Raw genomic sequence first — 16,635 nt, forward strand, 5'->3', positions numbered from 1 at the left:
AGCCCGACCCCGCCTTGCACCGATGGTGCGGCCGACAAGCACGATCTTCCAGTCGCAACCCGGCATGATGTTCCTCCACTTGAAGTGGATCGTCGCGCCATGCCGGGCCGCGCGTCTGTTCCGTTTGCGCCGCGGCTGTCGTATTTGAAATGCGGTCGCATTCTGCATGCGCGAAGGGCCGCCGTTTACTGGCTTCCGATGCAGCAGGAAGTCGCTCGGGCCGTGTCACGCCCTCGTGAGGGCAGTTGGACTTCTTTTCGGATACACTCATGTGAGTGCCTGAGGCCAACGAGCCTTCATTGAAAATGGTCAATAGGAGAGACCGCGATGAAAAAGGCAGTGAGATTTGCCCTTCTTTCCGCGCTTGCCGCGCCCCTCGCCGCACCGGCGATGGCCGGCGGGCTTTCCGAGCCGGTCGTCGAACCAGCGCCCGCTCCGGCCCCGGTTGTGGTTGCGCCGGTAACCGGTGACTGGACCGGCGGCTACGTCGGCCTGCGGCTTGGCTACGGCAATGTCGACGCGGGCGCCGACGAAGGCGACGGCGTTCTTTACGGCCTGGGTGCCGGCTACGACTACGATTTCGGCAGCTGGGTGCTTGGCGCAACGCTGAACTACGATGCGTCCGAGATTGAACTCGACGGCGGTGCGGGTTCCATTGACTCGATCGCGCGGCTTGGCCTGCGTGCCGGCGCGGACCTCGGGAATACGCTGGTCTATGCGACGGCCGGCGCGGCCTATGCCGATGGGGATATCGGCGGCACCAGCTATTCCGACACCGGCTGGTATGGCGGCATCGGCGCCGAATACATGATGGGCGCAAACTGGTCGCTTGGCGGCGAACTGCTGCTGCACAAGTTTGACGACTTCGACGGCTCCGGTGTCGATGTCGATGCGACGACCGTCGGGCTCAACGCGAACTTCCGCTTCTAGGCCAAAGCGCGGGGCGCGGGTGATCTCACCAGCGCCCCGTTGCGCCGCCGCCGGATGATCGGCCTCCGCCGAACGACCCTCCGGACGAGCGGGACGAAGAGCGCTTCGGGATCGTGTAGCTCTTCTCGTCCCGCCAATCGCAGTTCCTGCACAACGTGACGGTCAGACCTCGCCCCGGCGCCTCTTTCGTCGCCTGCGTTTCGATGCTGCGGTCTCTCGAAAGACCGCGCCGGCCGCATTTGGGACATCTGCGAAACCGGGTGACGATGTCGCCGATCCGATTTCTGACGGGCCGCATGACCGCAATCACAGCTGCCGCCAGGAAGAAGAACGGGAGGGTCGTGCCGCCGTCCTTTTCGGGTTCCGGTGGTGGCAATCCCTCTGCGTGAGGTCTTGCGATGCGGGCAATGACGGCATTGGTGCCACGCTCGAGTCCCGTCTGGTAGTCTCCGTCCCGGAAATCGGGGAGGAAATCCGCGTTGATCACCTCCTGTGCGAGCACGTCGAAACCCTGATGGTATGCCGCGCCGAGTTGCACACGCATCTCGCGGTCATCTCTCGCCACGAGGATGAGGATGCCGTCGTTCCGGGTCGCGTCACCGATGCCCCAATTGTTGAACAGACCGAGAGCGAAAGCCTCTATGGATGGCGAGGCGTCATAGTCCTTTCTGCTTCGGATGGTCAGCACGGTCGCTTCTACGCCAGTGTCATCGCGAAGTTCCTGCAGCACCTTGGCGATCCGTTCCTCAGCCTCGGGCCCGATCACCTCGGCATAGTCGTTGACGAGAACGCTTTCGTAGGTCGGATAGGGTTCCGCGCAGGCAAGGCCGGGAAGCAGGAAAGCCGTGGCAAGTGCTAGGGCGCGGATCATTCGAGGCCCTCCTTGAGCTCGGCCACGACATCGCGCACGGTCATCACATCCTCGCGCGTACAGTCGAACTGGCCGACCTGCACGCGGATCACGAAGCGCCCGCGCGCCCGGGTCTGGGTAAGGTAGACGCGGCCGTCGTCGTTGATCCGGGCGAGGAGTGCCTCGGTCGCGCGGTCGCCCGACGAGAGGGCGAAGCTAAAGAGCGACAGATTGGGCTCGGTGACGATCTCCACCTCCGGCAGGGCGGCGAGAGCGTCGCGCAGCTCGCGGGACCACGCGACGTGGTTGCGAATGCGGTTGCGCAGCCCTTCGAGGCCGTAGGCGCGCAGCACGAACCAGAGCTTCAGTGCGCGGAAGCGGCGGCCAAGCGGAACCGTCCATTCATTGTAGTTCACGATCTCATCCCGGCCGAGCGTCTGGAGGTAGTCGGGCCTGAGCCCGAGCGTGCGGATCTGCGGCGCGGGATCCGCGAGGAACTGCACGGCGCAGTCGAACTGCGCGCCGAGCCATTTGTGCGGGTTGAAGACGATGGAATCGGCGCCGTCCACTCCTTCCCAAAGGTTGCGGAATTCGGGGCAGATCATCGCCGAACCGCCCCAGGCGGCGTCGACATGGACGGGAAGCCCTTCGGATTTCGCCACCTCGATCGTGTCGGCGATGCGGTCGAAGGCGCCGATCGCCGTGCCGCCCGCGCAAAGGATGAGGCCGGTGGGAACGTAGCCCTCTGCCCGGTCCGCGCGGATCGCGCCAGCAAGCGCGCCGGGCTTCATGGCGTCGTGCATGTCAGTAGGAATCTTGATCAGGTTCTCCTGCCCGATCCCGGCGATGCGCGCGGCCTTGTCGACCGAGGAATGGGTTTCGGCGCTTGCGTAGAGGCGCAGCCGGGGCAGGGCGGAGAGGCCGGTCTTGTTCCCCTCCCAACCCAGCGCCTGCTCGCGCATCGTGAGGACCGCCGATAGCGTCGCCGTCGTCGCGCTGTCGTGGATCGTGCCGGTAAAGTGGTCCGCGAGGCCGAGAGCGTCGCGGAGCCAGCCCATCATGACGGACTCGATCTCGTTCGCGGCCGGAGCGGTCTGCCAAAGCATCGCCTGGGCGGCCATGCCGTTGGCCAGCTGTTCGGCCAGCATCGAGGCGGGCGCGGCGTTCGCCGGGAAGTAGGCGAAGAAGCGAGGATGCTGCCAGTGTGTCATCGCTCCGGGAACGATCCGGTCGAAGTCGGAGATGATCTGTTCCATGGGCTCGGCGGATTCCGGGGCGGACGTCGGGAGTTGGGCCGCAACCTGACCGGGACCGACCTGCGCCCGCACGGGCCGGTCGCGCAGGCTGGCATGGTAGTCATGTACCCAGTCCGCCGCGCGCTTCGACCACTCTCTCAGCTCATCATGGTCCATTTTTCTTCCCGGGTCCGTTGATGGTTTGGCATGTTGGCCCCCGTGGGGTGGGTCAAGTCAAGGTCGCGGAAGAGCTTGGTGCATCTGTCCCACAGGCGGTTGCAGAACGGATGGCTTGCGAAGAATCGCCCGAAAACACGTCCGGATGAGTTCCTGACTCCTCGGCTTGGCGCCATCGGAGCTTGACGTGGGGGCTATCCGCTTGGGATTCCGTTCAAGACAACCGGAAGTAGCTGTAATTAGTGGCATTTTTGCCGCGAGTTCCCTTTTGCCATGCCATCGACTTTATTTGTCCAAAGGAAGTTCTGAAAAAAGCCAAATACTTGTAGCGTCTCGTTAATTGGCCCGGCGGTATGCTGGGCGACGGGTTGATTTGTGAAAACGTGCCGGCGGAAGGCGTGGTCGCGAAAGCCGGGCGCATCGAGGAGGCAGGCATTGCTGACGACTTTGAAGGGATTTGTGCGGCCCGCGGCTATTGCGGCAGTCATGCTGCTTGCAGGATGCGGGTCGACCTTCCGAATTTCCTACGACACCCCGATCGAGCCAGCGGTTTCGCGGGGCTGGACGGTGACCGAGGTGCGTGTGACGGTCCCGGATGAACTGGAGGTTTCGGAGCAGAAATCGATCTTCCCCCAGGCAGACATCGTCTGGCGTGAGGACCCGGAGGGTGACCGCAAGGCCCAGGTCGCCGCGATCATCCGCGATGCGGCAAGCGAGGCCGCCGCGCCTCTGAACGGCCCACGTGCGGTTGCCATCGATATCACGCTTCAACGCTTCCACGCACTGACTTTCGAGGCCGAGAGGCGGCTGGAAGACGCCGGCGTGCACAACACCATCTTCACGGCTTCCGTGGTGGATGCGGCTTCAGGCGCCATTCTCGTCGGACCCACCGAAATCCACGCGGATGCGGCGGCCTTCTCAGGGCCAAAGGCGGTCGAATACCGCCGTCAGGGTGCAACCCAGAAAGACGTGATCACGACTGCGATCCGCCGGACGATCGCCGGATGGCTCGGCGTCGGACCTGATCCACGCGGGGAGTTCAACCGCATCGGCGGCTGATTATCCTTGATTCAAGGGAGGAGGCGCTCTGCGAAGGCTGCAAGCCGGGTGAGCGCCTCCTCGAACCTCTCGTCGTCGATCGTCATGGCGACCCGCAGGTGACCTGCGGCCGACTGGCCGAAGCTTTCCCCCGGCATGACGGCGATCCGTTCCTCTTCGAGCAGACGGACAGCGAATTCCTTGCCGGAAAGCCCCGTCGCACGAATGTCGAGCATCAGGTACATCGCCCCTTGCGCGGGGATCACCCGGATCGCGTTCGCTCCCTTTAGGACGCGAGCCGCGATCTCGCGGCGACGGCGGAAAGGCGCGGCGACTTCAGCTTCGAAGCCTTCCCCGCGGCGCAGGGCGAAGAGCGCCGCATCCTGGATGAACGCGGGAACGCCGTAGGTCATGTTCGTGGCGAGCGCCGCGATGGCCCTGATCACCGGTTCGGGTGCGATTACCCAGCCGAGGCGCGATCCGGTCATCGCGTGGCTTTTCGACATGGAGCCCACGACGACGGTGCGCTCCGCCATGCCGGGAAGCGTGCGGGGCGAGAGATGCTCGCCGTCCCAGACCTGCGTGTCATAGACCTCGTCCGAGATGAGCCACAGGTCATGCGCCTTCACGGCCCGCGCGATCCCTTCGAGCGTCTGGCGGGAATAGACAGTGCCGGTCGGGTTGTTCGGCGTGTTGATGAGAAGCGTCTTCGCGCCCTGCGCGACCGAGGAAATCGCCGCTTCCTGCGGCTGGAAGTCCTCGGATGAGCGGGTGGGAACCGCCACCGCGACGGCCCCGGTGGCGCGGATCGTGCCGGGATAGGTGGTGTAGTAAGGATCGCAAAACAGCGCCCGGTCGCCCGCGTCCAGAAGCACCATGTGGCTGGTGAAGAGCGCGGCCTGGCCGCCGGTCGTCACCATGACGTTCTGCGCCGTCGTCGGCACGCCGGTCCGTGCCGCGACGCGCCCGGCGATCTCCTCGCGGAGCGCAACGTTTCCTTCGCCGAAGCTGTAGCCGGTGTTTCCGCGGACCGCTGAACCGTGCATCGCGTCGAGGATCGCCCGGTCCGTCTTCACGTCATGCTCGCCGATCGTGAGGTTCAGGATCTTCTCTCCCGCTGCGATCATGTCACGGGTGCGGTAATAGATTTCCCAACCGTCCGGAGTGCCGCCGGTCATGTGGTCTATGCGGTTCGCGAGTTTCATGGCGTCCTCCTGGCCCGGCCCCGGAGCAAACACGAAACGGCGCGAAGGGCAAGGGCTGCGGGGCGATGCGCGACGCAACGGCATCTTGGCAGCGTCCGCGGCATGGTCTAAGTATCCGGACCATGAGGACGAACGGCATCATCTGCATCATCTGCATTACCGGCTGACGCAAGTCTGGCGGGCCGTTCCTCTGTTCCAAAGACAAGACGAACCTGATAGGCCCGCCGCGGGAACGCGCGCGCGAGGAGACCATGTTCGAGATCAGGCTCTACAACACGAAGACACGCACGAAGGAGAGGTTCGAGCCGATCGATCCCGACAATGTGCGGATGTATGTCTGCGGCCCCACGGTCTATGACCGGGCGCACCTCGGTAACGCGCGGCCGGTGGTCGTGTTCGACGTTCTTTTCCGGCTTCTGCGGCAGGTTTACGGGGAAGACCACGTCACCTACGTCCGGAACTTCACCGACGTCGACGACAAGATCAATGCGCGCGCGGCCGAGATGAAGGCCGCGGGCGACGCGCGGCCACTGGAAAAGATCATCCATTCTCTGACGGACGAGACGATCGCCTGGTACCACGCCGACATGGACGCGCTTGGCGCGTTGCGCCCGACGAAGGAACCGCGCGCGACCGAGTGGATCGGGGCGATGATCGAGATGATCGAGGACCTGATCGCCAAGGGCCACGCCTACGCGAAGGATGGGCACGTCCTCTTCCGGGTCCGGTCCTACAAGGACTATGGCAAGCTCTCGGGCCGCTCCGTCGACGACATGATCGCAGGTGCGCGAGTCGAGGTGGCTCCCTTCAAGGAAGACCCGATGGACTTCGTGCTGTGGAAGCCCTCCACGGACGATCTGCCGGGTTGGGAAAGCCCCTGGGGGCGCGGACGGCCGGGCTGGCACATCGAATGCTCCGCCATGTCGCACGAGCTTCTGGGCGAGACCTTCGACATCCACGGCGGCGGGATCGACCTGCAGTTCCCGCACCATGAGAACGAGATCGCGCAGTCCATGTGCGCCCATCCGGAGGCCGGCTTCGCCCGCTTCTGGATGCACAACGAGATGCTGCAGGTCGAGGGCCGGAAGATGTCGAAGTCTCTCGGCAACTTCTTCACGGTGCGCGACCTCCTCGAGGGAAACTGGTCCGGTGGCTGGAAGGTCCCAGGCGAGGTGATACGGTTCGTCTACATGTCAACGCACTATTCCAAGCCGATGGACTGGACCGAGGAGAAGGCGCGGGAGGTCGCGGCGACGCTCAGGAAGTGGCGGACGCAGACAGAGGGCGCAGCGGCCGGGGAGCCGCACATAGCCGTTCTCGAGGCATTGGCGGATGATTTGAACACTGCCGGTGCCGTCGCCGAGTTGCACCAACTCTCGCATGCTCAGGACTTTTCGGGGCTTTTGGCCTCGGCGCAGCTTTTGGGGCTACTGACGGAGGAGCTTGCTGACTGGGATTGGCGGCCGAGAGTATTCGATCGCACCGTTCACATCAAAGCTCATGCCCGAGTGGCAGCGAATGCTCGAGTTGTCAGCGGCGATCATATTGATCAGTTGGTCCTGGAATTGCTGCGAAAGCGTGATGAGGCACGGCAAAGGAAAGATTACACCTTTTCCGACCAGATTCGGGATGGCTTGGCGAGCGCGGGCGTTGTGGTGAAAGACACGCCTAAAGGTGCGGAATGGGAACTGGGGCCGAATTTCGACCCAGCGAAGCTGGAGGGGCTGGGATGACCAGGGAACGCCTCTACCTCTACGACACGACGCTGCGCGACGGGCAGCAGACGCAGGGCGTGCAGTTTTCGGTTCCCGAGAAGATCCAGATCGCCGAGGTGCTGGACGCGCTCGGCCTGGATCACATCGAGGGTGGCTGGCCGGGGGCAAACCCCACGGACAGCGATTTCTTTGCGCGCCGCCCGGAGACGCGCGCGATCTTCACCGCCTTCGGGATGACGAAGCGCGCGGGCCGCAGTGCCGAGAACGACGACGTGCTGGCGGCCGTGATGAACGCGGGCACTCCGGCGGTCTGCCTCGTGGGCAAGACGCATGACTTCCATGTCACGACCGCACTGGGTGTGACACTCGACGAGAACGTCGAGAACATCGCCGCCTCGGTCCGGCACATGGTCGCCAAGGGGCGTGAGGCGCTTTTCGACGCGGAGCATTTCTTCGACGGCTGGAAGGCGAACCGCGACTACGCGCTGAGCTGCCTGAAGGCCGCGCACGAGGCCGGGGCGCGCTGGATCGTCCTTTGCGATACGAACGGCGGCACGCTGCCCGCCGAGGTCGGCCGGATCACCGCCGAGGTGATCGCGGCGGGCATCCCGGGCGACCGGGTCGGCATCCACTGCCATGACGATACCGGCAACGCGGTGGCCTGCTCTCTGGCCGCGGTCGATGCGGGTGCGCGGCAGATCCAGGGAACGCTGAACGGCCTCGGGGAACGCTGCGGCAACGCGAACCTCACGTCGCTGATCCCGACGCTTCTCCTGAAGGAGCCCTATGCGAGCAGGTTCGAAACCGGCGTGAGCCTGGACGCGCTCAGGGGGCTTCTGCGCGCTTCGCGGCTTCTCGACGACATCCTGAACCGGGTGCCACTGCGCAGCGCGCCCTATGTCGGGGCGTCGGCCTTCGCGCACAAGGCGGGGCTCCACGCCTCTGCGATCCTGAAGGACCCGACGACATACGAGCACATCGATCCCGCAATGGTCGGGAACGAGCGCGTCATCCCGATGTCGAACCAGGCCGGTCAGTCGAACCTGCGCGCGCGCCTCGCCTCCGCCGGAATCGAGGTCAGCCCCGGTGACGCAAGCCTTTCGCGCATCCTCGAGACCATCAAGGCGCGCGAGGACATGGGCTATGCCTATGACGGGGCGCAGGCGTCTTTCGAACTGATCGCGCGGCGCGAACTCGGCATCCTGCCGGACTTCTTCGAGGTGAAGCGCTACCGCGTCACCGTGGAGCGGCGGAAGAACAAGTACAACCAGATGGTCAGCCTGTCGGAGGCGGTCATCGTCGTGAAGATCGGTGGCGAGAAGAAGCTGTCGGTCTCTGAATCGATGGACGAAACCGGAAGTGACCGTGGTCCGGTCAACGCGCTCGCCAAGGCGCTGGCCAAGGACCTCGGGCCCTATCAGGCCGCGATCGACGACATGAAGCTCGTGGATTTCAAGGTCCGGATCACGCAGGGCGGCACCGAGGCCGTGACGCGGGTCATCATCGACAGCGAGGATGGGGCCGGGCACCGCTGGTCCACGGTCGGCGTGTCGCCGAACATCGTGGATGCGAGCTTCGAGGCACTCCTCGATGCGATCATCTGGAAACTCGTGCGTGACGGGGTAGCCCCGGCATGAGCCTCGCGGCCTGCGCGGCGCTCGTTGAACGGGCGGACCCCGACCGGTTCCTTGCGACGATGGCCGCGCCGCCCGAGGCGCGGGCGCGGCTCTGGCCGCTCTACGCCTTCAACATCGAGATTTCGCGCGCACCCTGGACATCGACCGAGCCGATGATCGGAGAAATGCGCCTTCAGTGGTGGGCGGATACCGTCGCTGGGATCGGCGAGGGCGCGAAGCACCCGGCGCACGACGTTGCAGGACCGCTTGCTGAACTCGTTTCCGGGACCGGGATTCCGGCGTCGCTTCTCGAAACGATGACAGAGGCGCGTCGCAGCGATCTGGAGACGGAACCGTTCACCGACCTCGCCGCGTTTTCGGACTACCTCGACCGGACTTCTGGCAACCTGATGTGGGCGGCCGCGCTGGCGCTCGATGCGCCACCGGAAGCTGAAGCGGCCGTTCGGGATTTTGCCTGGGCCGCAGGGCTGGCGGCTTACCTGCGTGCCGTGCCGGAGCTCGCCGCCCGGGGGCGCCGCCCGTTGCCGGACGCTGACCTGGCTGAGCTGGCACGTTCGGGCCTCACACGGATCGCCGCGGCCCGCGCCAGCGGACGACTTGTCCCCGCCACGGCCGTGCCTGCTCTGCTTCCCGGCTGGCAGGCGCGCTGGGTGCTGTCCCGCGTGGCGGCGGAGGCCAGCCGCGTCGAAGAGGGCAGGCTTTCGCGCTCCGAGTTCGGCCGCCGCGCAAGCCTTCTCCTTCGCGCTGTCACGGGGCGCTGGTAGCACGCCGGTCCTGCGCAGCTTCTGGCAGGTATGTCCCATGGGGCGGGGCGTGAAATGCCGACGCCTCAGGTCTTTGGGCGCAGCACGAGCCAGATGAGCGAGGCGCCCGCCAGCATGAGGAATGGCAGCATCGCGATGTTCACCGCCTGCCAGCCCGCGATGACGCCCGCGCCCGAGCAGTTCATGAGCATGCCGGAGGAGAGCGACGCGGTGGTGACGCCGCCGAAGACCACGAGGTCGTTCACGCCCTGGATCCGGCCGCGTTCTTCCGGCGTATGCGCGGAGGCGAGAAGGGCGGTCGCGCCGATGAAGCCGAAGTTCCAGCCGATGCCGAGAAGGACCAGCGCCACGTAGAACTGCGTGAGTTCGACGCCCGAGAGCGCGACCGCACCGGCGCCCGCGAGGATGGCGAGGCCGATCCCCATGACCTTCACGGCGCCGAGGCGGGCGATGACATGGCCGGTGAAGAAGGACGGCGCGAACATCGCCAGCACGTGGGCGGAGACCACGTCGGCCGCGTCTGAGGTTCCGAAGCCGCAGCCGACGATGGCGAGCGGCGTCGAGGTCATCACGAGATTCATCAGCGCGTAGCTGACCATCGCGCAGATCATCGCGACGAGGATGGTCGGTTCGCGCAGCATTTCGAGCCGCGTGCGGCCCTGCGGGGCGCCTTCTTCGGGTGCCTTCGGTCGCGGTGCGTCAAGGAAGAGGAACAGGGCGGCACCGATGGCGTTCAGGACGATCACCATCAGGTAGGTGCCAAGGAACGGCACGACCATCGCGCCCGTCGTCGCCTTCACGAGTTGCGGGCCCACGATTGCGGATACGAGCCCACCCGCCATGACATACGAGATCGCCTTGGGGCGGTATTCGTCGGAAGCCGCGTCGGCCGCGGCGAAGCGGTAGAAGCCCTGCGCTGACATGTAGATGCCGGTCAGCAGCGATCCTGCGAGGTAGACCGGGAAGGAGCCAAGCCAGAGCCCGTAGGCGCCGACGGTCGCGCCGGCCGCGCCACCAAGCGTGCCGACCCAGAAACCCGCCCTGCGTCCATGGCGCTGCATGATCGCGGAAAGAGGTGTCGCCGAGAGCATCGAGCCCAACACGATGAGCGTGATGGGAAGCGTCGCGAAGCAGGGGTTTGACGCGAGTGACTGTCCCGCGAGGCCGCCGATGGTGAAGATCATCGGCATCTGCGCCCCGACCAGCGCCTGGGCGAGGACGAGAACGGTGACGTTTCGCTTGGCGCGCGTATCGTCGGGGAGGGGGGCGGCGACGTATGTCATGGCGCATTCCTAGCGTTTGGCGGGGCGGTCGGGAAGAGGGCTGGTGGCCTCCGCGACAATCGGGCAGGTTCCGCGCATGGTGGGCAGGATCATCAGAACCGATGCGGACGTAGCGGAAGGCGCGGACTGGCTCGCCAAACGCGAGCCACTTTTTGCGCGCGCTCTGACCGTGACGGGTCCGCTGCCGCTTCGGCGGAGGGACGACGGCTTCGGGGCGCTTCTCGACGCGATCGTCAGCCAGCAGGTCAGCGTGGCTTCCGCGCGAGCGATCCTCGCGCGGCTGGAGGCGGCGGGTCTCGACCGGCCCGAGGCCGTGGCCTCCTCGGGGGAGGAAGCTCTTCGCGCTTGCGGGCTGTCGCGCCCGAAAGCGCGCTATGTCCGGGCTCTCTCGGAAGCGGGGATAGACTATGCCGCGCTGAGGCAGGCTCCGGATGTGGAGGTGATAGCCACGCTCGTCGCCGTGCCGGGCGTCGGGCGCTGGACGGCGGAGATCTACGCGATGTTCGCGCTCGGACGTGCGGATGTCTTCGCGGCAGGCGATCTTGCCCTTCAGGAGGCCGCGCGCCTTCTGTTCGATCTGCCGACAAGGCCGCGGGACGCAGAGTTGCGGCGGCTGGCAGAGCCCTGGTCGCCCTGGCGTGCCGTTGCGGCGCGCGCTCTCTGGGCCTATTACCGCGCGGCGAAGAACCGTGAGGGGGTGACATGACACGAGAATTGAACTTTGGGCGGCGGGCGCCTGTGTCCGGGACGGCGCGCTCCATGGTCGTGTTCCTGCATGGCTACGGTGCGGATGGGGCCGATCTTCTGAGCCTTGCCGACCCGCTCGGGCCGCACTTGCCCGATACGGTCTTCGTCGCCCCTGACGCGCCGGAGCGCCCCTTCGGCACGCCCTTCGGTTACCAGTGGTTCCCGATCCCGTGGCTCGACGGCTCGTCTCAGGAAGCGGCAGAGGCGGGGCTTGTGCGTTCGGCGGCGGATCTTGACGCCTTCCTCGACGCCCAGCTGCAAGAGGAGGGGCTTCCCGCGTCCCGGCTGGCGGTGATCGGGTTCTCGCAAGGCACGATGATGGCGTTGCACGTGCTGCCACGGCGGAGCGAGCCCGTGGCCGCGATCGTCGCGTTCTCCGGGCGGCTCCTGGACCCGGCGCGGCTTGCGGCGGAAGCGGTCTCGAAACCGCCGGTCCTGCTGCTTCATGGCGACCGCGACGAGGTCGTGCCCTTCGCCAGCATGCAGGAGGCCGGGGAGGCGCTTTCGGCCGCCGGTTTCCCGACCTATGGCCACGTCATGAAGGGAACCGGCCACGGCATCGCGCCCGACGGATTGGGCGTCGCGCTGAGCTTCCTGAAGGAAAATCTGCCGGGCGCGTAAGGCGCTATTCCCACAAACGCGGTTCTGAGAGTTCGACGGAGTTACCCGCCGGATCGCGGAAGTAGATTGAACGCGCGCCGTTCGGCCAGTGGAAATCCGCCTCTATCGGCACACCCGCCGCCTCGAGGCGGTCGCGCCAGGCATGGAGCGCAAGAGCAGTGGCGGCGAGGCACACATGGCCCGGACCCTTCGCGCCGTGCGGCGGCACGGGAAGGTTCGGATTGGTGCTGGGCTTTTCCGTCTCGGCAGGGTTGAAGACCAGAAGCACGGTCGGACCAAGGCGGTAGAAGACGTGGCGGTTTCCCACGCGCGCGATCCGTTCAAGCCCGAGAAGGGCGCCGTAGAAAGCCTCCGCTTCGTCGAGGTCGTCCACGTAGACGGCGGCTTCAAGAACGGCTTCGGGCGGGGGCGCGAGGGGCAGGGGGGCGTCATCCTTGTCCATCCGCAAATTCTGCCACGGGGGAAACGTTCTGTCATGCCCTTGGGACAAGCCTGTGGGTATCTCCTGTGCGACCTGTGGATGCGTCACGAAGCCGTCATGGAAGCGGGCCAGACAAATCATCAGGCGAATCGCACATCGCGGGGCTTGTCAGCACAAGAACGCGATATATAGTAATTTCAAGCTGGGGCGGGTTCCCCCGCTCTGGTGCCGAGACGGGCAGGCAGAGCGAGGACGGAGTCACTCATGCTGGACGGCGCGGAGAGTAGCGATTTCAGGACGAGCTTCGTGCGCGAACCATCCGCGCTGAAGCAATTTCCCGCGCTCGTCCTCAACGCCGACTACCGCCCGCTGTCCTACTACCCGCTGTCGCTCTGGCCCTGGCAGGACGCCATCAAGGCGGTGTTCCTTGACCGCGTGATCATCCTCGCCGAATACGAAGAGGTGGTCCGAAGCCAGCAGATGGCGATGCGAATACCCTCGGTCGTGGTGCTGAAGGATTACGTGAAACCCCAGAAGCGCGTGGCCTTCACGCGCTTCAATCTTTTCCTGAGGGACGAATTCTGCTGTCAGTACTGTGGTTCGAAGGGAGATCTGACCTTCGATCACGTCATCCCGCGCTCTCGCGGCGGCGTGACGAGTTGGGAAAACGTCGTCGCGGCCTGCTCGCCCTGCAACCTGCGAAAGGGCTCAAAGACGCTGAGACAGGTCGGTATGCACCTCAGGAAGCCGCCGCGCCAGCCCAGTTCGGAAGAGATGCGCAATGCCGGGCGCAAGTTCCCGCCGGGCTACCTGCACGACAGCTGGCTCGACTTCCTCTACTGGGATGCGGAACTGGAGGCCTGAGCCGCGCCAGACAGGTACATGTGCCTTGGCGGCGTCCGCCCCCGCGCAGATCGAGAACGCAAATGCGCTCGGGGACCTCCATGACCGACAAGTTCTTTCACCCGGTTTCGGGCATGACGCTGCCGCGTTTCGCCGGGGTGCCGACCTTCATGCGCGTGCCGCAGGTGGGGCTGGACCATCCGCGCGCAGAGGAAGTGGAGGTCGGGTTCGTCGGCCTTCCCTGGTATGGCGGAACATCGAACCAGCCGGGCGCGCGCCACGGGCCAAGGGCTTTGCGCGACGCCTCGATGATGATCCGGGCGCAACATCCGGCGACGGGGCTGAGACCATTCGAGGCCGCTCGCTGCGCGGACATGGGCGACGTGGAGCCGAACCCGGTCGATACGGAAGACACGCTGGACTGGATCGCGACCTTGCCGGGCGGCTGAAGGCGACGGGCATCCGCCCGCTGGCCGTGGGCGGCGATCACCTCTGCACGCTGCCGATGCTGAGGGGGGCGCCGCCGAAGAACCGCTTGGCCTCGTGCATTTTGACAGCCACACGGACCTTTTCCCTCCCTACTTCGGCGGCACGGCCCTGACGCGAGGGAACCCGTTCCGGATGGCAGTGGAGGAAGGGCTTCTCGATCCCGTGCGGATGATCCAGATCGGGATCGGCGGGACGGCCTACGACGACGAGGACAGGGACTTCGCCAAGGCGCACGGCATCCGGATCGTGACGATCGCGGAATTCTTTGCCCGTGGCGTTCGCGACGTGATGGCCGAGGCGCGCGCCATCCTCGGGGAGCGGCCGGCCTATCTGTCCTATGACATCGATTTCGTCGATCCCGCCTTCGCCCCGAGCACCGCGACGCCCGAAGTCGGCGGCCCGAACTCCTTCCAGGCCCGGCAGGTTCTGCGCGAACTGGAAGGAGAAAAGATCGTCGCTGCGGACCTCGTCGAGGTTTCGCCGCCCTTCGACAACGGCGGTATCACAGCGTGGCTGGGGGCGTCGATCCTGTTCAAGATCCTCTGCTTGATGGTCGGTGGCGCCTGAATCCTGTTCAGGCGCCCTTCGCTCAGATCGTCAGGATGGTTGAACCGGTGGTGGCACGGGCCTCCAGCGCGCGGTGAGCCTCCGCCACATCGGCAAGCGGGAAGCGTTGGTCGATCCTGACCTTCACGGCTCCCGACGTTGCCTTCGCGAAGAGATCGCGCGCCATGTCCTGGCAGGTCACGTGGTCGGCAATATGGGTGAAGATCGTCGGACGGGTGATCTTCAGCGATCCTTTCGCGGCGAGCGTCATGATGTTCAGGGGCGGAACCGGCCCCGATGCGGCGCCGAAGCAGATCATCATGCCGACGGGCTTGAGGCTGTCCAGAGAGCCCTCGAAGGTGTCCTTGCCGACGGAATCCATGACGACGTCGACGCCCTTGCCCCCCGTGATTTCGCGCACGCGCTTCGCGAAGTCCTCGGTCCGGTAGTTGATCGCATGAGCCGCGCCGTGGTCGAGGGCGAGCTGGCATTTCTCGTCCGAACCGGCGGTGGCGATGAGGTTGATCCCCTCGGAGCGGGCCCATTGGCAGGCGATGAGGCCGACCCCGCCTGCAGCGGCGTGGAAGAGGACGCTATCGCCGGCGGCGATGGGCGTGGTGCGGCGGAACAGATACTGGACCGTCAGCCCCTTGAGCATGAGTGCGGCGCCCTCCTCGAAGCCGATTGCGTCGGGCAGGGGGCAGACCTGTGCGGCAGGCATTACGCGCGCTTCGGAATAGGCGCCGGGTGGCTGGGAGGCATAGGCGGCGCGGTCGCCGGGTTTGAGGTGCGTCACACCCTCGCCCACGGCCTCGATCACGCCGGCGGCCTCCATGCCGAGGGCCGCAGGAAGCGTGAGCTGGTAGACGCCGGTGCGCTGATAGACGTCGATGAAGTTGAGACCTGCGGCCTTGTGGGCGATCCGGACCTCGCCCGGGCCGGGCTCTCCGACGGGGCGCGTTACGAGCTTCAGTTTCTCTGGCCCGCCGAATTCCTCGATGATGACCGTCTTCGCCTCTGTCGTCATGGTGTCCCCCCTTGTCTTGTTTTTCAGGCCGAGCAGCTTGCGCCGCCGAGCACGCAGAACTTCGCGCAATGCGGATGATTCAGGTAGACCTCGGATTCCGCTTCGGCAAGCGTTTCGCCAAGGTCGAATTCGGGCGCATAGGGCAGGAGCGTGCAGGCGACGACGGAGGCGCGAGGAGCGCCCTTGCGCTTCACGACCATGCGCGAACTGGCGCACATGACGGACTCGGGGCTCTTGCCGAGGATTCCCCAGCAGGCGGTCGTGATTTCCGGCACCTCGACGTTTTCGTCCATCTCGGGGAAGATCACGCATTGAGACGGGTCGGCCGCGTCAATCGGATAACCACGGGCGGCGAAAAGTCTCGCGAAGGCTGCGCGCAGATCGGCTTCTTCGTCGTGCCAAAGACTGCGTCCGGCGACGGTCATCCGGATTCCGTTCCGGGCGAGCCAGTCCATTCCCTGGAGGGTGCGCTTGTAGCTGCCGGAACCGCGTTCCTCTTCGTGCAATTCACGATCGGGATGGTCCAGCGACACACGAAGGACGAGGCGGTCGCCGAAGTCTTCCTTCAGGGCCAGAAGTCCCGATTTCACGGACGGCCGCTGCATTGGCTGCATCGCGTTCGTCAGGATCAGGACATTGTAGCCACGACCGAGCGCGTCGCGGGCCATGTCGATCATTTCCGGATTCATGAAGGGCTCGCCGCCGGTGAAACCGATTTCCGTGACGCCCCATTTGCGTTCTTCGAGTTCGTCGAGGAACGCGGCGACCTCGGCCCCGGTGATGTATTCCAGCCTGTCGTTTGTCGGAGAGCTTTCGATGTAGCAGTGCGCGCAGGTGATGTTGCAGAGCGTGCCCGTATTGAACCAGAGGGTCTGCGGCGCGGACAGGCGAACGCTCGCCCGCAACTCGCCCTTGGCGGTCACCTTGCGATCCTCGAACTTGCCCCGGTTGGCTCGATTGACAGTCTGGTCCATGTCTTCTCCCGTGGTCCGAGGGGAATCGGTAGCGCGGGGTCGGCCGGCTGAAAAGCGCCTAATTTCAATCCTGACGCAGCCGTGAACCAGTGTCTTGAGGGCGCATCCTTTGCTAGACTTGCGCGCGCGATGC

At 65.5% G+C, this 16,635-nt stretch carries 16 protein-coding genes and 1 pseudogene; 9 read left to right on the top strand and 8 right to left on the bottom strand.

The window, feature by feature from the left end; translation table 11 throughout:
* The first annotated feature begins 327 nt into the window (after nt 1–327).
* Entirely contained in the window at nt 328–930 is a 603-nt protein-coding gene (locus ABCN56_RS00190) for an outer membrane protein (protein ID WP_343078760.1), read from the top strand.
* Between the two features lie 25 nt (nt 931–955).
* On the opposite strand, the gene ABCN56_RS00195 is transcribed toward ABCN56_RS00190, so the two are convergent.
* From ABCN56_RS00195 to ABCN56_RS00205, 3 genes are all read right to left on the bottom strand, one after another.
* Nucleotides 956–1,801, bottom strand: a complete 846-nt coding sequence (locus ABCN56_RS00195) for a TPM domain-containing protein (RefSeq protein WP_343078761.1) — start codon at nt 1,799–1,801, stop codon at nt 956–958.
* Nucleotides 1,798–3,192, bottom strand: coding sequence for a pyridoxal phosphate-dependent decarboxylase family protein (locus ABCN56_RS00200; RefSeq protein WP_343078762.1), 1,395 nt, complete (start codon nt 3,190–3,192; stop codon nt 1,798–1,800). The genes ABCN56_RS00195 and ABCN56_RS00200 overlap by 4 nt, the downstream gene beginning before the upstream one ends.
* A gap of 239 nt (nt 3,193–3,431) precedes the next feature.
* A complete protein-coding gene (locus ABCN56_RS00205; protein ID WP_343078763.1) occupies nt 3,432–3,680 on the bottom strand; it encodes a hypothetical protein in 249 nt (82 codons plus the stop codon).
* On the opposite strand from ABCN56_RS00205, the gene ABCN56_RS00210 reads away from it, so the two are divergent.
* Complete coding sequence (locus tag ABCN56_RS00210) at nt 3,679–4,251, top strand: DUF6778 family protein (protein WP_343078764.1); 573 nt, start codon at nt 3,679–3,681, stop codon at nt 4,249–4,251. The two genes, ABCN56_RS00205 and ABCN56_RS00210, sit on opposite strands and share 2 nt — an antisense overlap.
* 11 nt (nt 4,252–4,262) lie before the next feature.
* Here the strand turns inward: ABCN56_RS00210 and ABCN56_RS00215 are convergent, their stop codons facing one another.
* The gene (locus ABCN56_RS00215) at nt 4,263–5,435 is read right to left on the bottom strand and encodes a pyridoxal phosphate-dependent aminotransferase (protein WP_343078765.1); all 1,173 of its coding nucleotides are present in this window, start codon (nt 5,433–5,435) and stop codon (nt 4,263–4,265) included.
* A 251-nt stretch (nt 5,436–5,686) separates the two neighbouring features.
* Here ABCN56_RS00215 and cysS point away from each other — a divergent pair, with 251 nt between their 5' ends.
* The 3 genes from cysS to ABCN56_RS00230 are packed head-to-tail and all read left to right on the top strand — an operon-like array spanning nt 5,687 to nt 9,551.
* The gene (cysS, locus tag ABCN56_RS00220; protein WP_343078766.1) at nt 5,687–7,168 is read left to right on the top strand and encodes a cysteine--tRNA ligase; all 1,482 of its coding nucleotides are present in this window, start codon (nt 5,687–5,689) and stop codon (nt 7,166–7,168) included.
* On the top strand, nt 7,165–8,787 hold the full coding sequence (gene cimA, locus ABCN56_RS00225) for a citramalate synthase (RefSeq protein ID WP_343078767.1): 1,623 nt from the start codon (nt 7,165–7,167) through the stop codon (nt 8,785–8,787). The genes cysS and cimA overlap by 4 nt, the downstream gene beginning before the upstream one ends.
* Nucleotides 8,784–9,551 (top strand): phytoene/squalene synthase family protein, encoded by a 768-nt coding sequence (locus tag ABCN56_RS00230; RefSeq protein WP_343078768.1) that lies wholly within the window; start codon nt 8,784–8,786, stop codon nt 9,549–9,551. Before cimA ends, ABCN56_RS00230 begins: the two co-directional genes overlap by 4 nt.
* A 65-nt stretch (nt 9,552–9,616) precedes the next feature.
* Here ABCN56_RS00230 and ABCN56_RS00235 read toward each other — a convergent pair whose 3' ends face one another.
* A complete protein-coding gene (locus ABCN56_RS00235; RefSeq protein WP_343078769.1) occupies nt 9,617–10,834 on the bottom strand; it encodes an MFS transporter in 1,218 nt (405 codons plus the stop codon).
* A 76-nt stretch (nt 10,835–10,910) separates the two neighbouring features.
* On the opposite strand from ABCN56_RS00235, the gene ABCN56_RS00240 reads away from it, so the two are divergent.
* Nucleotides 10,911–11,540 carry a DNA-3-methyladenine glycosylase family protein gene (locus ABCN56_RS00240; protein WP_343080081.1) on the top strand — a complete coding sequence of 210 codons (630 nt, stop codon included), beginning with the start codon at nt 10,911–10,913 and terminating at the stop codon, nt 11,538–11,540.
* A complete protein-coding gene (locus ABCN56_RS00245) occupies nt 11,537–12,202 on the top strand; it encodes an alpha/beta hydrolase (protein ID WP_343078770.1) in 666 nt (221 codons plus the stop codon). Before ABCN56_RS00240 ends, ABCN56_RS00245 begins: the two co-directional genes overlap by 4 nt.
* A 4-nt stretch (nt 12,203–12,206) precedes the next feature.
* On the opposite strand, the gene ABCN56_RS00250 is transcribed toward ABCN56_RS00245, so the two are convergent.
* Complete coding sequence (locus ABCN56_RS00250) at nt 12,207–12,644, bottom strand: VOC family protein (RefSeq protein WP_343078771.1); 438 nt, start codon at nt 12,642–12,644, stop codon at nt 12,207–12,209.
* Nucleotides 12,645–12,887: 243 nt separating this feature from the next.
* On the opposite strand from ABCN56_RS00250, the gene ABCN56_RS00255 reads away from it, so the two are divergent.
* Complete coding sequence (locus ABCN56_RS00255) at nt 12,888–13,487, top strand: HNH endonuclease (protein WP_343078772.1); 600 nt, start codon at nt 12,888–12,890, stop codon at nt 13,485–13,487.
* 80 nt (nt 13,488–13,567) lie between these two features.
* Nucleotides 13,568–14,522 (top strand): annotated as a pseudogene (locus ABCN56_RS00260) (agmatinase).
* Between the two features lie 22 nt (nt 14,523–14,544).
* Here ABCN56_RS00260 and ABCN56_RS00265 read toward each other — a convergent pair.
* Together ABCN56_RS00265 and ABCN56_RS00270 are read right to left on the bottom strand one after the other, a co-directional pair.
* Nucleotides 14,545–15,528 (bottom strand): quinone oxidoreductase family protein, encoded by a 984-nt coding sequence (locus ABCN56_RS00265; protein ID WP_343078773.1) that lies wholly within the window; start codon nt 15,526–15,528, stop codon nt 14,545–14,547.
* 23 nt (nt 15,529–15,551) lie between these two features.
* Nucleotides 15,552–16,502, bottom strand: coding sequence for a radical SAM protein (locus tag ABCN56_RS00270; RefSeq protein WP_343078774.1), 951 nt, complete (start codon nt 16,500–16,502; stop codon nt 15,552–15,554).
* Nucleotides 16,503–16,635: the final 133 nt, after the last annotated feature.

Source organism: Ostreiculturibacter nitratireducens (genome assembly GCF_032670585.1).
Classification (GTDB): domain Bacteria; phylum Pseudomonadota; class Alphaproteobacteria; order Rhodobacterales; family Rhodobacteraceae; genus Ostreiculturibacter; species Ostreiculturibacter nitratireducens.

Coding starts and splice junctions, on each gene's coding strand:
- ABCN56_RS00240 (WP_343080081.1), top strand. CDS start 10,911: ATGGTGGGCAGGATCATCAGAACCGATGCGGACGTAGCGGAAGGCGCG.
- ABCN56_RS00210 (WP_343078764.1), top strand. CDS start 3,679: ATGCTGCTTGCAGGATGCGGGTCGACCTTCCGAATTTCCTACGACACC.
- ABCN56_RS00205 (WP_343078763.1), bottom strand. CDS start 3,680: ATGACTGCCGCAATAGCCGCGGGCCGCACAAATCCCTTCAAAGTCGTC.
- ABCN56_RS00270 (WP_343078774.1), bottom strand. CDS start 16,502: ATGGACCAGACTGTCAATCGAGCCAACCGGGGCAAGTTCGAGGATCGC.
- ABCN56_RS00245 (WP_343078770.1), top strand. CDS start 11,537: ATGACACGAGAATTGAACTTTGGGCGGCGGGCGCCTGTGTCCGGGACG.
- cimA (WP_343078767.1), top strand. CDS start 7,165: ATGACCAGGGAACGCCTCTACCTCTACGACACGACGCTGCGCGACGGG.
- ABCN56_RS00255 (WP_343078772.1), top strand. CDS start 12,888: ATGCTGGACGGCGCGGAGAGTAGCGATTTCAGGACGAGCTTCGTGCGC.
- ABCN56_RS00230 (WP_343078768.1), top strand. CDS start 8,784: ATGAGCCTCGCGGCCTGCGCGGCGCTCGTTGAACGGGCGGACCCCGAC.
- ABCN56_RS00265 (WP_343078773.1), bottom strand. CDS start 15,528: ATGACGACAGAGGCGAAGACGGTCATCATCGAGGAATTCGGCGGGCCA.
- ABCN56_RS00250 (WP_343078771.1), bottom strand. CDS start 12,644: ATGGACAAGGATGACGCCCCCCTGCCCCTCGCGCCCCCGCCCGAAGCC.
- ABCN56_RS00235 (WP_343078769.1), bottom strand. CDS start 10,834: ATGACATACGTCGCCGCCCCCCTCCCCGACGATACGCGCGCCAAGCGA.
- ABCN56_RS00215 (WP_343078765.1), bottom strand. CDS start 5,435: ATGAAACTCGCGAACCGCATAGACCACATGACCGGCGGCACTCCGGAC.
- cysS (WP_343078766.1), top strand. CDS start 5,687: ATGTTCGAGATCAGGCTCTACAACACGAAGACACGCACGAAGGAGAGG.
- ABCN56_RS00195 (WP_343078761.1), bottom strand. CDS start 1,801: ATGATCCGCGCCCTAGCACTTGCCACGGCTTTCCTGCTTCCCGGCCTT.
- ABCN56_RS00200 (WP_343078762.1), bottom strand. CDS start 3,192: ATGGACCATGATGAGCTGAGAGAGTGGTCGAAGCGCGCGGCGGACTGG.
- ABCN56_RS00190 (WP_343078760.1), top strand. CDS start 328: ATGAAAAAGGCAGTGAGATTTGCCCTTCTTTCCGCGCTTGCCGCGCCC.